Annotated in this window: 15 protein-coding genes and 1 tRNA gene; 9 read left to right on the forward strand and 7 right to left on the reverse strand. The window is 54.7% G+C overall.

All coding sequences use genetic code 11. From position 1 onward, the window contains the following. Nucleotides 1-14: 14 nt before the first annotated feature. The 8 genes from RAC60_RS20075 to mrdA all read left to right on the forward strand — a co-directional run bounded on the left by RAC60_RS20075 (nucleotide 15) and on the right by mrdA (nucleotide 8,787). Nucleotides 15-176 (forward strand): DUF1328 domain-containing protein, encoded by a 162-nt coding sequence (locus RAC60_RS20075; RefSeq protein ID WP_003848537.1) that lies wholly within the window; start codon nucleotides 15-17, stop codon nucleotides 174-176. Between the two features lie 239 nt (nucleotides 177-415). Continuing rightward, nucleotides 416-1,465 carry a patatin family protein gene (locus tag RAC60_RS20080; protein ID WP_058702246.1) on the forward strand — a complete coding sequence of 350 codons (1,050 nt, stop codon included), beginning with the start codon at nucleotides 416-418 and terminating at the stop codon, nucleotides 1,463-1,465. Further along, complete coding sequence (locus tag RAC60_RS20085; RefSeq protein ID WP_006118238.1) at nucleotides 1,462-2,235, forward strand: metal-dependent hydrolase; 774 nt, start codon at nucleotides 1,462-1,464, stop codon at nucleotides 2,233-2,235. Before RAC60_RS20080 ends, RAC60_RS20085 begins: the two co-directional genes overlap by 4 nt. A 230-nt stretch (nucleotides 2,236-2,465) precedes the next feature. Then, nucleotides 2,466-3,245 carry a deoxyribose-phosphate aldolase gene (gene deoC / locus RAC60_RS20090; protein ID WP_033739743.1) on the forward strand — a complete coding sequence of 260 codons (780 nt, stop codon included), beginning with the start codon at nucleotides 2,466-2,468 and terminating at the stop codon, nucleotides 3,243-3,245. Nucleotides 3,246-3,304: 59 nt separating this feature from the next. Continuing rightward, on the forward strand, nucleotides 3,305-4,633 hold the full coding sequence (gene deoA, locus RAC60_RS20095) for a thymidine phosphorylase (RefSeq protein WP_375094211.1): 1,329 nt from the start codon (nucleotides 3,305-3,307) through the stop codon (nucleotides 4,631-4,633). A 94-nt stretch (nucleotides 4,634-4,727) separates the two neighbouring features. After that, the gene (deoB, locus tag RAC60_RS20100) at nucleotides 4,728-5,951 is read left to right on the forward strand and encodes a phosphopentomutase (protein WP_033739739.1); all 1,224 of its coding nucleotides are present in this window, start codon (nucleotides 4,728-4,730) and stop codon (nucleotides 5,949-5,951) included. Nucleotides 5,952-5,984: 33 nt separating this feature from the next. Then, a complete protein-coding gene (deoD, locus tag RAC60_RS20105; RefSeq protein WP_054633162.1) occupies nucleotides 5,985-6,698 on the forward strand; it encodes a purine-nucleoside phosphorylase in 714 nt (237 codons plus the stop codon). Nucleotides 6,699-6,903: 205 nt separating this feature from the next. Then, nucleotides 6,904-8,787 carry a penicillin-binding protein 2 gene (gene mrdA / locus RAC60_RS20110; protein ID WP_375094212.1) on the forward strand — a complete coding sequence of 628 codons (1,884 nt, stop codon included), beginning with the start codon at nucleotides 6,904-6,906 and terminating at the stop codon, nucleotides 8,785-8,787. On the opposite strand, the gene RAC60_RS20115 is transcribed toward mrdA, so the two are convergent. From RAC60_RS20115 to RAC60_RS20130, 4 genes are read right to left on the reverse strand one after another with little or no spacing between them, the layout of a single operon-like run. Beyond that, nucleotides 8,784-9,494, reverse strand: a complete 711-nt coding sequence (locus tag RAC60_RS20115) for a GGDEF domain-containing protein (protein ID WP_033739733.1) — start codon at nucleotides 9,492-9,494, stop codon at nucleotides 8,784-8,786. The genes mrdA and RAC60_RS20115 overlap by 4 nt on opposite strands. After that, on the reverse strand, nucleotides 9,491-9,895 hold the full coding sequence (locus RAC60_RS20120; RefSeq protein WP_033739731.1) for a DUF1987 domain-containing protein: 405 nt from the start codon (nucleotides 9,893-9,895) through the stop codon (nucleotides 9,491-9,493). The genes RAC60_RS20115 and RAC60_RS20120 overlap by 4 nt, the downstream gene beginning before the upstream one ends. Further along, the gene (locus tag RAC60_RS20125; protein WP_006118245.1) at nucleotides 9,888-10,454 is read right to left on the reverse strand and encodes a SiaB family protein kinase; all 567 of its coding nucleotides are present in this window, start codon (nucleotides 10,452-10,454) and stop codon (nucleotides 9,888-9,890) included. Before RAC60_RS20125 ends, RAC60_RS20120 begins: the two co-directional genes overlap by 8 nt. A 16-nt stretch (nucleotides 10,455-10,470) precedes the next feature. Continuing rightward, a complete protein-coding gene (locus RAC60_RS20130) occupies nucleotides 10,471-11,700 on the reverse strand; it encodes a SpoIIE family protein phosphatase (RefSeq protein ID WP_006118246.1) in 1,230 nt (409 codons plus the stop codon). 295 nt (nucleotides 11,701-11,995) lie between these two features. Between RAC60_RS20130 and RAC60_RS20135 the strand changes: the two genes are divergently transcribed. Further along, nucleotides 11,996-12,071: transfer RNA gene (locus RAC60_RS20135), tRNA-Phe, on the forward strand. Between the two features lie 426 nt (nucleotides 12,072-12,497). Here RAC60_RS20135 and RAC60_RS20140 read toward each other — a convergent pair. The 3 genes from RAC60_RS20140 to RAC60_RS20150 form a co-directional block, all read right to left on the reverse strand. After that, complete coding sequence (locus RAC60_RS20140) at nucleotides 12,498-13,808, reverse strand: glycosyl hydrolase family 28-related protein (protein ID WP_058702243.1); 1,311 nt, start codon at nucleotides 13,806-13,808, stop codon at nucleotides 12,498-12,500. A gap of 963 nt (nucleotides 13,809-14,771) precedes the next feature. Beyond that, nucleotides 14,772-16,046: an MFS transporter gene (locus RAC60_RS20145; protein WP_006118250.1), complete on the reverse strand. Its 1,275-nt coding sequence runs from the start codon at nucleotides 16,044-16,046 to the stop codon at nucleotides 14,772-14,774. Continuing rightward, a partial coding sequence (locus tag RAC60_RS20150; RefSeq protein ID WP_375094214.1) for a M20 family metallopeptidase occupies nucleotides 16,043-17,140 on the reverse strand: 1,098 nt, incomplete at its 5' end. The genes RAC60_RS20150 and RAC60_RS20145, both read right to left, overlap by 4 nt.

Genomic DNA, 17,140 nt, shown 5'->3' on the forward strand with positions numbered 1-17,140 from the left:
TTAAGGAGAGGCTTATGTTTCGTTGGGGCATTATTTTTCTGGTGATTGCACTGATCGCCGCTGCATTAGGTTTTGGTGGCCTGGCCGGTACCGCAGCATGGGCAGCGAAAGTCGTGTTCGTGGTGGGTATTATTCTGTTCCTCATCAGCTTGTTTACTGGCCGTAAAAAGCTATAGCGATGACCCAGACAGGTTAACGCTGGCATAGTCAGCGTTAAACGGAGACCAGTTATTTGTCGCGAAAGGTAGTGTGAAGCAAAGGATGCTTCATATTCGCAACGAAGTGTTAAAAAGCGCAACGCTAATAGCACAATTAATGGACACTCTGACTGGTTCTCCGTGCTAGTATCGACCCACAATTAACTCCCTGCATTCTCTTCATTCGTATTTCGGGATCCCACTCTGAGGTCGGTACATTGGGTATACGTATTCCCGTGACGCTCGGGGCCATTGAACCCCTTGCACTCACACCGTTTAAAGCCAACAAAATTGCCTTAGTGTGCGAGGGCGGCGGCCAGCGCGGCATTTTCACAGCAGGCGTTCTGGATGAGTTCCAGCGGGCAAAATTCAATCCCTTTCAGTTGCTGTTAGGCTCTTCTGCTGGTGCGCAGAACCTTTCCGCTTATGTCTGCGGCCAGCCGGGCTATGCACGTCGGGTGATTACCCGCTATACCACCAGTAAGCTGTTCTTTGACCCCGTGCGTTTCCTGCGCGGCGGTAATCTTATCGATCTCGACTGGTTAATTGATATCACCCGCAGCGAATTTCCACTGGCCATGACCAGCGCAGAAACCTTGTTTGCTTCGGGGCGGCAATTTTACATGTGCGCCTGTCGCAGTGATGACTATGCCCCCAGTTACTTTGCCCCCACAGCCAGTAACTGGCTGGATATTATTAAGGCTTCCAGCGCTATTCCGGGCTTTTACCGTCTGGGCGTGGATCTGGAGGGCATAAGCTATCTGGATGGCGGCGTCAGCGATGCGATTCCCGTACGCGAAGCGGCAAAACGCGGGGCCGATACCATTGTGGTCATCCGTACCGTGCCGTCGCAGATGTTCGATGTGCCCCGTTGGGTGACCCGTATGGAACGCTGGTTCAGCGGCGGGGCGCTGCAGCCAATGATCAAGATTCTGCACCATCACGAGCAGACCTATCGCGAAACCCAGCAGTTTATTGAAAAGCCGCCGGGTGATTTACGTATCATCGAAATCTTCCCGCCGCGCGTGTTAGCCAGTAACGCACTGGGCAGTCGTATTGCCGCATTGAATCAGGATTACCATCTGGGGCGCCGCTGTGGTCGCTACTTTATTGCCACGCTGGGGCAATGGCTGAGCGATGCCGAGCCCCACACAGGGCTGGATATTGTGGTCCCTTCTGCGCCGGTGGCAAATGAGCCGGGGGATATCGCTCCGGTCATCCCGCTGACCGGCAACGATGGCACTTATGGCGAGGGTACGCTGACATGAGGTTTGTTGATACCCACTGTCACTTTGATTTTCCGCCGTTTGTGGACGCGGCCGACGTCAGTCTGCGCCAGGCTGCGGACGCGGGCGTAGAAAAAATTATTGTGCCATCGGTCGAGGCAGGGCGCTTTGACCTTGTTTGTCAGTTAGCCCGGCAGCACCGCGCGTTATATGCCGCACTCGGCCTGCATCCGATTGTGACGGAGCAGCACGAGGAGCAGCACCTCGCTCAGCTTGAAAGCCTGTTACAACAGCGGCCCCCAAAGCTGGTGGCCCTCGGTGAGATCGGCCTGGATCTGTATCGGGACGATCCGCAGTTTGATAAGCAAACCTGTTTCCTGGATGCGCAACTGAAGCTGGCGAAACGTTACGATCTGCCGGTGATCCTGCATTCGCGCCGCACGCACGATCAGCTGGCACTGCATCTGCGTCGGCAGGCTGTGCCACGGCGCGGCGTCGTACACGGTTTTGCCGGTAGCCTGCAGCAGGCGCAGGCGTTTATTAAGCTCGGCTATGCGATTGGCGTAGGCGGCACGATTACGTATCCCCGCGCCAGTAAAACCCGGCAGACGATTGCCCGTTTACCGCTCTCGTCGCTGCTGCTGGAAACCGATGCGCCTGATATGCCGCTGAACGGCTACCAGGGCCAGCCAAACCGGCCCGAGCGCGCCGTTTTAGTCTGGCAGGTGTTGTGTGAACTGCGTGACGAGCCGCCCGCCGAAATCGCCGACGCGTTATGGCACAACAGTCATGCGCTGTTTTCGCTTGCATAATCCCCGCCGTCACATCGTGTCCTGGTGAAATGTTATAATAGTAACATCCCTGTGGCTGAATTATACTGGCTGCCTTGGGCCATACTTTGCAGATAATCTAAATTTTCGCTGAGTTTTTGCAGCCGTTTCATACTTTCATGTGATTTGGTGCACACAAAATGGCCGTTATCATTGTTAATATTATCACATTCAAGGGTGGCGAACGTTTACCCGATGTTCTGGAGATCACCATGACCGATATTAAACAGCAGGCCCTGCGCGCCCTGAAACTGATGGATTTAACCACGCTGAACGAGGATGACACCGACGAGAAAGTGATCGCGCTCTGTCATCAGGCGAAATCTCCGGTGGGTAACACCGCTGCCATCTGTATTTATCCGCGTTTCATTCCCGTGGCGCGTAAAACGCTGCGTGAGCAGGGCACGCCTGACGTGCGCATTGCCACCGTAACCAACTTCCCTCATGGCAATGACGATATTGAGATTGCGCTGGCCGAAACCCGTGCCGCCATCGCTTACGGCGCTGATGAAGTGGATGTGGTTTTCCCTTATCGCGCGCTGATGGCAGGCAATGCGCAGGTCGGCTTTGATCTGGTCAAGGCCTGCAAAACCGCCTGTGCGGAAGCCGGCGTTTTACTGAAGGTTATTATCGAAACCGGCGAACTGAAGCAGGAAGCGCTGATTCGTCAGGCCTCTGAAATTGCGATTGATGCCGGGGCTGACTTCATCAAAACCTCAACCGGTAAAGTGCCGGTCAACGCCACGCCGGAAGTGGCGCAGATCATGATGAGCGTCATTCGCGACAAAGGTGTGAAAGCGCAGGTTGGCTTCAAACCGGCAGGCGGCGTTCGCACCGCTGAAGATGCCGCTGTCTATCTGCAGCTGGCGGATGACACGCTGGGTGCCGACTGGGCCGATGCCCGCCATTTCCGTTTTGGTGCCTCCAGCCTGCTGGCAAATCTGCTCAACACGCTTGGGCACAGCAGCGACACCAGCAAGTCGGGTTACTGATTCATCCGGGCGGCTCACGGCCGCCTCTTCTCCTCTTTCCCTGACGTAAGGGGGCGACATTGTACCTCGCACAAGAAATCATTCGAAAAAAACGTGACGGCCAGGCGCTGACTGAAGACGAAATTCGTTTCTTCATCAACGGGGTGCGCGATAACAGCGTGTCCGAAGGGCAAATTGCCGCACTGGCAATGACCATCTATTTCCACGATATGTCACTGCCGGAGCGCGTTGCGCTGACCATGGCGATGCGGGATTCCGGCACCGTCCTGAACTGGGCTTCACTGAATCTGAACGGGCCGGTGGTCGACAAGCACTCCACGGGCGGCGTGGGCGATGTGACCTCGCTGATGCTCGGACCCATGGTGGCGGCCTGTGGCGGCTATATCCCGATGATCTCCGGACGCGGACTGGGCCATACCGGCGGTACGCTGGATAAGCTGGAGGCGATTCCCGGTTTTGACATTTTCCCCAGCGATGACCATTTCCGCCAGACCATCAAGCAGGTTGGTGTGGCCATCATCGGGCAAACTAACTCGCTGGCACCGGCGGATAAACGTTTTTACGCGACCCGCGATATCACCGCCACCGTGGATTCCATTCCGCTGATTACCGCTTCGATCCTGGCGAAAAAACTGGCCGAAGGCCTGGATGCGCTGGTGATGGATGTCAAAGTCGGATCCGGCGCCTTTATGCCGACCTGGGAAGCCTCTGAGAGTCTGGCGCAGGCCATTGTGGGCGTGGCGAATGGCGCGGGCTGCCGTACCACGGCGCTGCTAACAGATATGAATCAGGTCCTGGCTTCTTCGGCGGGCAATGCCCTGGAAGTGCGCGAAGCCGTGCGCTTCCTGACGGGTGAGCAGCGCAATCCGCGCCTGCTGGACGTGACGCTGGCCCTGTGCAGCGAAATGCTGATTTCCGGCAAACTGGCGGCTAACGAAACCGACGCCCGTGAACAACTTCTCGCCGTGCTGGATAACGGCAAAGCCGCAGAGGTATTTGCCCGCATGGTGGCAGCACAACGTGGCCCAACCGATTTCGTTGAGCGCTACGACAGCTACCTCACACCCCCTGTGATGAGCAAAGCGATTTATGCCGATGGCGCAGGTTACGTCACGCAGATGGATACCCGCGCGTTAGGCATGGCGGTGGTTGCGATGGGCGGTGGACGTCAGCGCGCCAGCGACGCCATTGATTACAGCGTGGGCTTAAGCGACATGATCACGCTGGGCGAGCGGGTGGACGCTTCACGCCCGCTGGCGGTTATTCATGCCAGCAGCGAAGCGCACTGGCAGCAGGCCGCCGCCGCTGTCAAAGCGGCCATCACTCTGGGGGACAGCGCCCCGGCGACCACACCGGTGGTTTATCGCCGTGTGACTGAAGCGGGATAACGCGGATAACAGACTGTATACCGGAGACGATTCGGGTATACTGATCTGATCGCTTTTTTTTGACTTGTCGCGCGCGTTAGCGCAGGAGACTGGCATGAAACGTGCTTTTATTATGGTGCTGGATTCCTTTGGAATCGGCGCCAGCAAAGATGCCGACAAATTCGGCGATGCAGGTTCCGATACGTTAGGTCATATCGCAGAAGCCTGTTTTAACGGTAAAGCGGATCAGGGCCGTAAAGGACCGCTGCACTTACCGAATATGACCGCGTTAGGTCTGGGCAAAGCGGCCGAGCTTTCTACCGGGCGTTTCCCGCCGGGACTGGATCCTGACGCTGAGATAAAAGGCGCTTACGCTTACGCCAGCGAACGCTCATCCGGTAAAGATACGCCGTCAGGCCACTGGGAAATCGCCGGTGTGCCTGTTCTGTTCGACTGGGGCTACTTCAGCGATAAAGAGAACAGTTTTCCGCAGGAACTGCTGGATAAACTGGTTGAGCGGGCCGAGTTGCCGGGTTATCTCGGTAACTGTCACTCATCCGGTACGGTCATTCTCGACCAGTTGGGTGAAGAACACATGGCTTCGGGCAAGCCGATTTTTTACACCTCGGCGGATTCCGTGTTTCAGATTGCCTGCCATGAAGAAACCTTCGGCTTAGATCGCCTGTATGCACTGTGTGAAATTGCGCGCGAGGAGCTGACGGAAGGCGGTTATAACATTGGCCGCGTGATTGCCCGCCCGTTCGTGGGTGACAAAGCCGGCAGCTTTGAGCGCACCGGTAACCGTCACGATCTGGCCGTGGAGCCGCCATCGCCTACCATGCTGAAGAAGCTGGTGGATGAGAAGGGCGGTCATGTGATTTCGGTAGGTAAAATTGCCGACATCTATGCGGAGCAGGGCATCACCAAAAAAGTCAAAGCCACCGGACTGGATGCGCTGTTTGATGCCACCATCCAGGAAATGAAAACCGCGCCGGATCAGGCGATTGTGTTTACCAACTTCGTAGACTTCGACTCTACCTGGGGCCATCGTCGCGATGTGGCAGGCTATGCAGGCGGGCTGGAGCTGTTCGATCGCCGCTTGCCAGAGTTGATGGAGCTGGTCAAAGAGGATGATATTTTGATCCTCACCGCCGACCACGGTTGCGATCCGACCTGGCAAGGCACGGAACATACGCGCGAGCATATTCCGATCTTAATTTACGGCCCGAAGGTCGAGCCGGGATCGCTGGGTTACCGCGATACCTTCGCGGATATCGGCCAGACGATTGCACACTATTTTGACCTGTCCCCCATGGACTACGGCAAGAACATGCTGTAAAAACAGCGAAATTTTTAAAAAGGATAGAGAATCATGGCAACTCCTCACATTAACGCAGAAATGGGTGATTTCGCTGACGTCGTACTGATGCCGGGCGATCCGCTGCGTGCGAAACACATCGCAGAAACCTTTCTGGACGATGCCGTTGAGGTCAACAACGTGCGCGGCATGCTGGGTTACACCGGCACCTATAAAGGCCGCAAAATCTCTGTTATGGGCCACGGCATGGGCATTCCGTCCTGCTCTATCTATGCGAAAGAGCTGATCACCGAGTTCGGTGTGAAGAAAATCATCCGCGTGGGCTCCTGCGGTGCGGTGCGTCCCGATGTGAAACTGCGTGACATCGTGATCGGCATGGGGGCATCCACCGATTCCAAAGTGAACCGTATGCGCTTCAAAGACCATGACTTTGCCGCTATCGCGGACTTCGACATGGTGCGCAACGCGGTGGATGCGGCCAAAAACCTGGGCGTCGAGGCGCGCGTCGGTAACATCTTCTCGGCCGATCTGTTCTATACGCCCGATCCGCAGATGTTCGACGTGATGGAGAAGTACGGCATTCTGGGTGTGGAAATGGAAGCCGCAGGCATCTACGGCGTAGCCGCTGAATTTGGCGCGAAAGCGCTGACCATCTGTACCGTGTCTGACCATATCCGTACTCACGAGCAGACCACGGCCGCAGAACGCCAGACCACCTTTAATGACATGATTAAAATCGCGCTGGAGTCGGTGCTGCTGGGTGATTAATCCCCACGGTGGCTGATCGGCCCCTTTATCCGGCTGCGCATCTGCGGCCGGATGATCCTCTCCCGTTTTCCATTTCGCAACATTCTCACTAAATGACACACTTTTCATCAGGCTTGTGCATCTTCGCGCTGGCACGACGGGCTGATGTCACTATCATGAAGCCGAACAATTAATAACAACACGCCATACAGAAAATACCTGCCTGATGAATTTCCGTGATTTCGACGCTGAAGAGAAGTTGTTTGTCCGCCGTGCCGCTATGGCGTTTGTACTGGTTTGCCTGTGCTTTAGCATCCTGGGTTTTAACCTGTATCGCCTGCAGGTCCGCGACCACAGCTATTATCAGACGCGCTCGAACGAGAACGACATCAAAATGATCCCCATTGCGCCCACGCGCGGACTGATCTTTGACCGCAACGGGATCCCGCTGGTGCGCAACGTGACCTGGTATGACATCACGGTTACCCCGTACAAAGTGGAGGACATGAAGGCGCTGTTGCAAGAACTGACGCCACTGGTTGATCTGACCCCGGAAGATATCGAGCGCTTTCAGCACGATCTGCATCAGACCAGCCGCTATAAGCCCGTCATTCTCAAAGAGGAACTCACAGACGAAGAGGTGGCGCGTTTTTCGGTTAACCAGTTCCGTTTTACCGGCGTCAGCATTGATACCTATCAGGACCGGGAATATCCCTATGGGGCCGATCTCGCGCATGTGATCGGCTATGTTTCCAAAATCAACGATAACGACTACAAGCGGCTGAACGCAGAGGGCATCGCTGAAAACTATGCTGCCGACCATAACATCGGTAAGCAGGGGATTGAGGGCTATTACGAATCCCTGCTGCACGGCAAACCCGGCTATCAGGAAGTGGAAGTGGATAACCACGGGCGCATTGTCCGGGTGCTGAAAGAAGTGCCGCCGGTGGCGGGAAAGAACATTACGCTGACGCTGGATCTGCATCTGCAACAGTACGCGGAAAGACTGCTGGTCGGGCAGCGGGCCGCGTTGCTGGTCGAAGATCCCCATGACGGCTCAGTGCTGGCGATGGTTTCCAGCCCCAGCTACGATCCCAATCCGTTCGTAAAGGGCATCAGCTATCAGGCGTACAAAAAGCTGCTGCAGGATAAAAATTTACCGCTGATCAACCGTGTCACGCAGGGCCTGTATCCGCCGGCCTCAACGGTAAAACCCTATATGGCGATGTCGGCGCTGCTCACGCACGTCATTACGCCACAGACCACCTTTTTTGGCGGGCCCACCTGGACATTACCCGGTACTGACCGCCGCTATCGCGACTGGAAAAAAAGCGGTCACGGTACGCTGGATGTCACTAAAGCGATCGAAGAGTCGGCGGATACCTTCTTCTATCAGGTGGCGTTTATGATGGGCATCGATCGTATTCACACCATGCTCAGTAAATTTGGCTACGGTCAGTCCACCGGCATCGATCTGAATGAAGAGTACAACGGACTGCTGCCCAGCCGTGACTGGAAGATGAAAGTGCATAAGAAACCCTGGTATCAGGGCGATACGGTGTCAGTCGGCATTGGTCAGGGCTACTGGATTGCCACGCCGATCCAGATGGTGAAGGCGCTGGTGGCGCTGATTAACAATGGCAGAGTCATTGCCCCGCACCTGCTGGAGAAATCGCAGCTTGGCAACCACGTGCAGCTTTACCAGCCGAAACTGCCGCAGGCGCAGATTGGCGATCCGCATTCCCCTTACTGGTCGCTGGTGCGTCACGCCATGTTTGGCATGGCTAACGCGCCGAACGGCACAGGCTACAAGTATTTCCACACCGCGCCTTATGGCATTGCGGCCAAGAGTGGAACGTCGCAGGTATTCAGCCTGAAACAAAATCAGACCTACAATGCCAAAATGATCCCGGTGCGGCTGCGCGATCATACGTTTTATACCGCCTTCGCCCCCTTTAACGATCCTAAGGTGGCTGTGGCGTTGATCCTGGAAAATGGGGGCAGCGAAGGCGTGCTGGCCGCGCCGGTAATGCGGCAGCTTCTCGATCATATTTTCCTGCCGCCCACCACGCCACCGCCCGTTGAGGTTGCCCAGCGTCCGGCCCGCTAGCGGAAAAATACCCGGTTACGTCCGTGCTTTTTAGCATCATAGAGTGCGGCGTCGGCATGCGTATAAAGCGCTTCGAAGTGGGAGCCCGCCGCGCCCCAACTCACGCCCAGGCTGGCGGTGACCAGCCGCTCGGGCAACGCATCCAGGGGAGACGCGTTCAGTGAGGCGAGAATCGCCCCGGCGACAATCACCGCTTCCCCAAGGAACGTATCCGGCAGCATAATCGTGAACTCTTCCCCCCCAATGCGCCCGATGCTGGCAATGTCCGGTGTGTTGCGCTGGATACGTTGCACCAGCTCGCAGATCACTTTGTCCCCGGTGGGATGGCCATATTCGTCGTTAATCCGTTTAAAAAAATCGATATCAAGAATGATCAGAGCGGCGGGGGTTCGCGTCAGTGTGTCGCTGATGCGCTGAATAATGGCGCTGCGGTTCCAGACATTCGTCAGCGGATCGTGAGTGGCTTTGTACTCCAGCTCTCTCGTCAGCTCAATAAGCTGCTCATTCACCCGGTTTAACTCACGCTCGGCTCGATCGCTGCGCGAGATCAGCCGGTAAGTTTCGCGCATCAGCCGCTGATAGTGGTTATTAAGATCGGACAGCGCCTGGCGGTACTCTTCGGCGTGCAGACAGCTCTGCGCCGCCACATGGCTGGCATGGTTCAGCGCCTGGGTTTCTTCCAGAAACAGCTCATTAAGGTGCGTCATTGGCGCTGTTCCGCATGTAATGTGACGGTCAGGGCGGTGAAATCCAGTGACAGCTCCTCGCCAAACTCTTCTGACACGTCATCTTCAGCGTCATAGAACCAGTTCAGCACAATCTCACAGCCGTTCTGCGCCAGCCTGTTGAACTGATCGAACAGCCCAAACAGCATTTTGGTGCTGGAGCTGTTGAAATAGCTCAGGTCGATATTGACTTCAGTCAGCTGGCTGGCCTGCGGTTGCCAGGATTCCAGTGCACTTTGCAGCGGGCGATAAAAGGCGGCCGCATTTTCCGGCCAGGATTCGCCCCGCAGGGAAAATCGCTGGGCCGCAAAATCAAATTCCACGGCGGGCGTGCATTCGGTGGCGGTGAGATGAATGGTTTGCATAGAGGATTCTTTAGTCATGGCAGATTGTCGCCTTTAGCCAAAAGGCAGAGAGCTCGCTGGCTTCCAGTGGCTGGAAGCAGTATTCCAGCGGTTCACTGACGTCGCGGGCAAGGGTAAGTAAGCCGATATTGGCGCCTTTGCTCCAGACAGGACTCTCTGCGCGTAACCGACTGCGGTAGGCTTGTTTAATTTCGTCTGCGTTCATGACCCGTAACGAGTCCAGATCGCCACGCAGTTGAACGCTGGCATCGCTGCCTACCAGATTGGCACTTTCCAGATAGTAGCGCCCACCATCATAGCGCAGGCTCAGCGATCCAAAACGATAGAGCTGATCGTTGTGGCTCAGCGCCCGGCTGTCCTGCGAGTAGCGCAGGATGTTTTGCGCGATCTCGACAAAGCTGGAGAACAGCCGTCGTCGCACTTTCTGTGACTGCTCGTGGTTCTCCAGAAACAGTTTGACCACTTCACCCATTGCCGTGATGTTTTGCGGCGAAAAAAAACCGGTGTACTGGAGCGCGATAAGACCAGATTGCGATTCGGTGTTGAACGGCAGACCACGGAGTGATTCGTTTTTCATTTTCTTCCCGGTGCAATCAATAGCGAAAGCCAAACCAGGTGACGTCGTCGCGTCGCGCCTGGTTACCTTGCCAGCTTAAATAGTCTTGCTGAAACGCCAGCGATAACTCCGCCATAGGCAAATGCTGATAGCGCATCAGCAATGACTGAATGCGCTTATTGCCAAACATAATATTGCGCTCGCCACCCGGCTGATCGGTGACGCCATCCGTCAGCACAAACAGCATATCGCCGCGATTAAATGCCAGGCTCTGTTCCGGCCAGTCATAATCCTCCGGCGTATCGGTATACCCCACGCCGACGCGATCCTGGCTGAGCGCGATGATTTCGTTACTGATGTTGCTGAGCATAAATGCCTGGGTTCGGGCGCTGGCCCAACGCAGCTGATGCAGTTCGGTATCGACAGACAGCACGATGGCATCGCAGCCATCGTTAGAGAGTGACGTTTGCTGAGACGCATTTAACTGTCCCAGGGTTTGTTTAATATGGTGGTTAAGCGCATGCAGAATGCGGGCAGGCGCCTGCAGATCGGCCTCGCGTAGCGCATTTTCCAGCGCAGACTGCAAAATTACCGTCATAAAGGCACCAGGAATGCCGTGGCCCGTACAGTCGGCAATGACCGCCAGCCAGCCGTTATTATGACGGTGAAAGGCGTAATAATCGCCACCCACGCCGTCCCTGGGCTGCCAGTACAGACACCAGTCGTCGAGCAGGGTCGCGATTAGCTGGTTGGATCGGTCCAGCATTGCATCCTGAATCACCCGCGCGTAATCGATGCTTTGTAAAATCTGCTGATGCTGGCGCGCCTGTAAGTCGGAGACGCGGCGGATCAGATCGATCCCTAAACCAATGCCAATATAGTGCCCGTTCTCCGTCAGGATAAAGCCATCAGCGACGGACTTATCGCCATTGGCCACCACCTGCTGCGCCACGCTTTCCAGCGTGTTTTCCACGTCGATCACCAGCGGGAACTTATCCATAAAGGCAATGCAGCTTTTACGGTCATAGAGTTCGGGAAAGAAGGGCCGCGCCATCTGCGACAAAAAGATGTGGCGGTTAATCATGCCAAACGGTTTGCCGTTTTCTACCACGGGCAAACCGATGAGATCTTTATGCTCGGCAAACAGCGCCATCACCGCACGGTTATCCGTCTCCGGACTGACAAAAGGGACCTCAATGCATAACACCCGCGCGTCGTAACGACTTGAGGCGGAAACCACAGTATTCACAGAGGCGGGTAACTGCATGATGCGGCTCTTGATTGTCCAGGAATAATCTTAAGAGTAATGAGCGCAGATGACGGATTTATGGCAAAAAAACAGTTAGTAAAAAGAGCGCCGATAAATCGTGGATAAAGCAAAATAGCAGCGAAAAACCGCCAGCCAGGCAGCGTTAGACAGCGTGAAAATCCGGCACCCGAGTTATGCGCCACCGGGACCGGCGGTCAATGTTGCTGCGGTTGATGGAAAAGGCGGCAGTTGATTTCATTTTTGTGAAAAGCGTTTGACGCTGGGGCCTGCATAGGGTTTAATGCGCCCCGTTGCCCGAATAGCTCAGTCGGTAGAGCAGGGGATTGAAAATCCCCGTGTCCCTGGTTCGATTCCGGGTTCGGGCACCACAAATTTGAAACCCTCGCTTCGGCGGGGGTTTTTGCGTTTGGGGGCAAGGCCGTAGTTATCGGGACGGCTAAACGTGCAAAACAGCCTCTTCGTGGCGAGGGACAAGGCGTATGTCGTTTGCCAGCCTGTTACGGCATCTGCCCATAAAAAGGCTGACTGAGCGGTGATAGCACCTCGATCTTCCCTATGTCATGCGCTTCTCCGAAAAGTATGCAGTCCGGTAGCAGAGCAGAAAGACCTCTTTTTACCGGAAGCCTGTTATCATCAGCTTAACGGGATCACGTCGCTGACGCCTGCCAGACGCAAGGACTGACATCCAGTTTACTGCTACGGCCTGCTGCCCCATTCAAATTGCGTAAATCAGGCTGTCCAGCCTGGCCCAGGCTAATAATAAACCCCGGCCGGTACCGGGGCGAAGCGAGAGGCTACACGGCTGGCATGATCGGCTGAAGATTTAGATAGGGCAACGCATAGTCAGGTAACAGGTCGATGATCGCTGGCAGGGGTATTTCTGCGATGACGCCTGCTACCACCACCCGTTTTCCACTGTCGGCAAAGCGGTTTTCCGCGCAAAGAAAAGCGTCAGGGAACAGGGTGACGCCAGGGCCAGGCGAGCCAATGAGTTGAGAATCTTCGCTGCGATTAATAAACAGATTAGAGAACACCAGATACTTTGAAACGGTGATGTGTTTCTCTGGCGTATCATAAATATTACTCCAGTAGCTAATCATTCCATCGTTCAAATAATTATTGAATATAAAGGTATCCTGCATGATGCGCCATTGAACGGCTAAATCGTCGTAGGGACGTGCATCAAATGAGATACTTTTTAGATAGTTACCGGCAAATACGAGGCCTCGGGCATTACGGAATTTCAACTGACCGGACGCATCAGCAGGCCAGCCTGAAAAATAGTTCTCAACAACTTCAACCTGGTCGTAGGCTTTAATATAAACAGCATGATCCCGGACAATATCATTTTCACCGCTGGCTGGATTATACAAGCGGGGAGTCGTGCTACCTGAAAAGAAATTTTTACGGAAAACCCCTTTTTTCAAATTGCTGGTCGAGTACCAACCGGCAACAAAGTGTCCCTGCTCATCATCAAATGTCATTATCCCCCGTGTGCGTAATGCGATAAGCGTCAGCAGCATCGCTTTTGTGGTTGCATCAATCCACGCTTCCGCAACAGAAATGTCCGTTATTGAACCCAGAAAATTTTGCTCGATTATCAGGCCGGGCGCATTGCCATAGGTATTTATCGCCACGCCGGGATAACCCCGGCCACGCATAAAAACATTGCCCTTAATCAGGTAAGCCTTTGTTGAGCAGGTTAACTGGGCCACGTTAGTATCGCTCACCGTATTAATAAAAACATTATAGTTAACATTAATGCCGGTTTTTCTTCCGTAAAAATACAGCGTCGCATTCTCAAAGATAATATTCTCTATTGTCAGGTTAGCGACGGTATTGCCATATTGACCGTCACCAAACATGACGGCGCGTTTGTTGTTGATACCGCGAAATACCGTGCCGGTAACATCACCTTTCAGTGAGTTAAACGATTTGAGCTGGATATCCTGCGAGAAAAGGTAGACGCCTGCGGGGAAATAAATGCCTTTTTTCTGTTGCGTGCTGATATTTAATAGCGCAATGAGTTTTTCAGAGAGATCTTCGGATGTATCAGGGTAAATACCCATGTCGGGCGCAAAAATATAGTCATATAACGTATCCATATTCACCTCATTTTTAACGTAAAACCTACTTGATCTGCATGGTGTGTCTGTCCGTATTTAATGTAAATTACGCAGTGTTTCTACTGCATCTTCAGCAAGGGAGGGCCGAATAATGGCAGGTTTGCATGATTGCACGTAATAAAAAACGGGTTTCTGCCTGGGTAGGCAACATTAAGCGTAAGAACATTGAGCGAGATCAAAATGGTTAACAGAGCCGGGATGAGTTAAACAGAATACGGGATAGATTTTACAGTTAAAGCCGATCTGAAATGATTCACAGATCCCTGCCAAATCGCGCAACAGGAAAAAGGCGAACGGGTCGCTGACAAACAGCATATTCAGGCGGAGGAAAGATGGCTCACTGGCCAGGCGAAAAGTCATGGTCTGATAGTTTTAATGCTGCTAAAAAATACTTCCGATATGGGCTGTTCTTAATAACGCTGTAATAACCTTTGCTCGTATTGGTGAACGCATCCTTATTGTTCTGCCGTTCCATCACTGGAATAAAAACGGTGCGGGTTAATTGTTAGTGGGTTCTCCGTAAGTCTTGCTGCTGGAACGCAGCAGAATATGATGGTTCACAGAGCTTCTTTATCGTGACTGGGTCATTATTTTTCATTATCGTCAGCTTGCCAGACGGCATAAAGATGATGCCTCATGTGAGTAAGTTAATCTTGTTTACAGTATTAATGCGTCTTTTCTACCGTTCCGTTTTCGGGATGGCAGACCACACATTGAGCCATTACCGGGTGTTATGAAGACTGTTACATTCTAAAGTGGGTGGGGATGAATATTGTTGAAAGCAATCGGTGGGGTTCTTAGCAAGGTATAAAGAAAGGAAAAATCAGTCAGCTTTCTCAGCCCGACTGATGCTGGGGTTATTGAAGCAAATGAAGCGTTAACAGCCAAACTTCTGCCACCTTGTAAAATCCGTCAGGTGCACAACCCTGTGCACCTGTTCTCCTACTTCACGCGCTTCTGGCTGCGCAGCAGTGCCAGGCCGCTCAGCACCGACATGGCCATCAGGTAATAGCCGGGTGCCAGGCTGGTGCCGGTGGCCGTGATTAACAGCGAACAGATCAGCGGTGCAAATCCGCCAAATACGGTCACTGCGATGTTATAGCTGATCGCCATGCCGCTGGCGCGGGTGCCCATCGGAAACAGATCGGCCATGACCGACGGCACGGTTGAGAAGTAGATCGATTTCAGCAACGCCATCCAGCAGACCAGCGCGACAAGCGTGATGGGCGTGGTGTGACTGACGACCAGCTTAAAGGCGGGATAGATGGTGACGATCAGTAAAATCAGCGAGCCCCACATCAACGGAACCCGGCCGATGCGTTCTGCCCACAGACCCATAACCGGCGTCACCACGGTCAGGATCACACCCGCCATTAACGTCGCGGTAAAGGCCACAGAGCCGGGCAGGTGCAGATTGCGCGTGGCATAGGTCGGTACATAGTTGAGCATGTAGTTAACCGCCGTGGAGATGACCATCAGGCCAATCGCCAGCAACATCAGCTCTTTCTGGCGGCCAAACAGGCGTTTAAGTGGGGCAACATCAGGTTGATGTGTGGCAAAGCTGGCAGGTTCATGCACATGGCGGCGGATATAAATTCCCAGTGGGCCAATCAGCAGACCAAAGGCAAAGGGAATGCGCCAGCCCCAGTCCTGAATCTCGCTTTCCGTCAGGATTTTCGTTAATCCCAGACCAAACGCGGATGCCATCAGCGTACTGGCCCCCTGAGTGGCAAACTGCCAGCTGGCGATAAAGGCTTTGCGCTCGGGAAAATGCTCCACCAGGAACGCCGTCGAGCTGCCAAATTCGCCGCCGGCAGAAAAACCCTGAACCAGCCGCGCCAGCAGGATAAGTACAGGGGCCATCAACCCAATACTGTCGTAACCCGGCATAAACGTAATCACGGCACCGCCCAGCATCATCAGATTGATGGAGAGCAGTAGCGCCTTTTTGCGACCATGGCGGTCAGCATAGTTGCCCAGCACAATCGCGCCCAGCGGCCGGATCAGGAAAGACACACCGAAACTGCCGAACGTAAGCAATATCGACACGGACGGATCGCGGGTCGGGAAAAACGCATGGGCGATATAGCTGGCAAAGAAGCCGTAAACCGCAATATCAAACCACTCCAGCGCATTACCGATGCAGGTGGCAAACAGGGTTTTGTGCAGGCTGGGTTTATTCGCGTGCAGAGATGCGGTGGTATTAAGTGTGCTCATGCGGCACCTCCGGCATGGTGACGATGCTTCGCGACCAGTTCGCGGCCTTGTTCGCCCAAATCCCACAGCAGTCGGGTCATGATCTGCAGGCCTTCGCGCGCAATTGACTTCAGCATATGCTCGTTCACGCCGTGCTGACCGCAGGCGGGATAAGAGTGCGGCACCCACAACGTGGGCAGGCCGAGAATGTCGGAGAACACCTCATTAGGCAGTGAACCGCCCAGGTTCGGCAGCAGTGCCGGCGTTTTGCCGCTGGTTTCGGCCATGCTGGCCAGCACCCAGTCGACTAACGGATCGGTGGGATCCAGCCGCGTGGCAGGCGATCCGCGCATAAACTCGACGTTCACGTTGTCAAAGCCGTGCTGTGAAAGGTGTTTCCTGACGTGCTGCGCCAGATTTTCCCAGTCGGTGCCGACCACAAACCGCAGCTGACATACCGCGGTCGCCTCGCCCGGAATGGCGTTCATGGGGCGGGCAGGATTGCCGGTGAGAAAAGACAGCACCTCCAGCGTGTTCCAGCCATACAGGCGTTCTGTGGGGGTAAGTGTCGGTTCGCCCCAGTCCCTGTCAATCTCGGGATCGCCAGGCATGCCGCCGACGTGAATCTGACGGAGAATATCGCGTACCTGCTGAGTGAGTGAGCTGGGTTTCAGCGCCGCCACCTGAAGCACGCCCTGAGCATTCACCAGCGAGGCAATGGCATTGGCCAGTTGCGTGCCGGGGTTACTCAACAGGCCACCCCAGTTGCCGGAGTGATAGGCGTTGTCGCGAGCCGTGATGGTAAGGCGGAAATTGACGGCACCGCGCGAGCCCAGGAACAGGGTCGGCTGCACCGCGTTCAGGCGTGGACCGTCTGAGGCGACAAACAGGTCGGCTTTGAGCAGATCGCCGTGCTGCTGGCACAGCTGTGCCAAACCTGGCGAGCTGATCTCTTCGCCCATCTCGAACAGCAGCTTGCAGTTGAAACCCAGCCTGCCGCCGCGCGCCTGAAACACCTGTTCCAGCGCGGCCAGGTTAACGCAGTGCTGACCTTTGTTATCCGCACTGCCGCGGGCATACCAGCGGTCGTCTTCTTCAACAAGCTCCCAGGGCGT

This window comes from Pantoea sp. BR_17, from assembly GCF_041955125.1.
Taxonomy (GTDB): Bacteria; Pseudomonadota; Gammaproteobacteria; order Enterobacterales; family Enterobacteriaceae; genus Pantoea; species Pantoea stewartii.

Excerpts from the sequence above, each read along its gene's own strand:
- RAC60_RS20075 (WP_003848537.1), top strand. The coding sequence starts at position 15 with ATGTTTCGTTGGGGCATTATTTTTCTGGTGATTGCACTGATCGCCGCT.
- RAC60_RS20085 (WP_006118238.1), top strand. The coding sequence starts at position 1,462 with ATGAGGTTTGTTGATACCCACTGTCACTTTGATTTTCCGCCGTTTGTG.
- deoC (WP_033739743.1), top strand. The coding sequence starts at position 2,466 with ATGACCGATATTAAACAGCAGGCCCTGCGCGCCCTGAAACTGATGGAT.
- deoB (WP_033739739.1), top strand. The coding sequence starts at position 4,728 with ATGAAACGTGCTTTTATTATGGTGCTGGATTCCTTTGGAATCGGCGCC.
- deoD (WP_054633162.1), top strand. The coding sequence starts at position 5,985 with ATGGCAACTCCTCACATTAACGCAGAAATGGGTGATTTCGCTGACGTC.
- mrdA (WP_375094212.1), top strand. The coding sequence starts at position 6,904 with ATGAATTTCCGTGATTTCGACGCTGAAGAGAAGTTGTTTGTCCGCCGT.
- RAC60_RS20115 (WP_033739733.1), bottom strand. The coding sequence starts at position 9,494 with ATGACGCACCTTAATGAGCTGTTTCTGGAAGAAACCCAGGCGCTGAAC.
- RAC60_RS20120 (WP_033739731.1), bottom strand. The coding sequence starts at position 9,895 with ATGACTAAAGAATCCTCTATGCAAACCATTCATCTCACCGCCACCGAA.
- RAC60_RS20125 (WP_006118245.1), bottom strand. The coding sequence starts at position 10,454 with ATGAAAAACGAATCACTCCGTGGTCTGCCGTTCAACACCGAATCGCAA.
- RAC60_RS20130 (WP_006118246.1), bottom strand. The coding sequence starts at position 11,700 with ATGCAGTTACCCGCCTCTGTGAATACTGTGGTTTCCGCCTCAAGTCGT.
- RAC60_RS20140 (WP_058702243.1), bottom strand. The coding sequence starts at position 13,808 with ATGGATACGTTATATGACTATATTTTTGCGCCCGACATGGGTATTTAC.
- RAC60_RS20145 (WP_006118250.1), bottom strand. The coding sequence starts at position 16,046 with ATGAGCACACTTAATACCACCGCATCTCTGCACGCGAATAAACCCAGC.